Annotated in this window: 1 protein-coding gene; it reads right to left on the bottom strand. The window is 58.8% G+C overall.

Annotation, left to right across the window (positions count from 1 at the left end):
- Positions 1-784: IS1595 family transposase (locus tag PG898_RS21155; protein ID WP_270824994.1), on the bottom strand; the 784-nt coding region annotated here is incomplete at its 3' end.
- Positions 785-852 lie beyond the last annotated feature (68 nt).

Here is an 852-nt window from a genome sequence, read left to right as displayed (position 1 = left end):
CATGTTGGATATGGTAAGCACCGCTTATCACCCGCTGTCCCGCCCGGTTATGCAGCACCTGATGGCTCAATCCCTGGCTACGGGCAAAGCTCGCATACACGCCTGCCCCATCACTGCACAGCACCGCATCCTTGTCGACTAGCGGCGCCAGGACCGCTTTCACATGCCTGGCATCCAGTTGCTCCAGTTGGAAATCGGCCAGATGGCCTTCCCTGTCTTGCACCACAACCACCGGGATGTAATCCGGCCCCGTTCCTCGGGTTCGCCCTTTGCCACCTCGCTGTCGGGCTGGTCGTGACCAGACATGCTGGCCTTTGAAGGACTCAAGAAAGAAGGTCTCATCCACTTCCACAATCCCGCCTTCATGGTCGGCCCGATGCTCCGCCATGGCGCGCAGAAAGCGATGGCGCCACAGGAAGGCTGTGTTCTTGCTGACCCCACAGCGCCGGGCCGCTGCTCTGACGGTTAGACCGTCGATGAGCGCCTGGGCATAGGCTTGCCAGCATTGGGATTTTCTCAGGCGTGCCAATGGCGTCTTGGTCAAGGTGGAGCAGGTCCGCAAGCATTGTTTACAACGGTAACGCCGCAACCCCCGAGTCCAGCCCCAGGGAGCAAGCTGGTCTGGTTGTGCATGACAATGGGGACACGCAGGGCAATCCGGTAGCAAGGCGTTAATGCGAGAAGGCAAGCTGGGTTGCTGCAACTCACGCTGAGCGATATGTCGTTGTCGGACAGAGAGTTGCGGGAACAGGGTAAGGAGATGTTGGAAGGCTTGGGTATCCATGATGGAGGCCCTCAAGGTGATGACCTACTCCAAGGTTAGTCTTCCAACACGTAATTGGGACAGCGCCT

Source organism: Aeromonas sp. QDB31 (assembly GCF_027707605.1).
Taxonomy (GTDB): Bacteria; Pseudomonadota; Gammaproteobacteria; order Enterobacterales; family Aeromonadaceae; genus Aeromonas; species Aeromonas media.
Note: the sequence above shows the minus strand (reverse complement) of the source record. Positions and strands in the feature narration are given on the sequence as shown.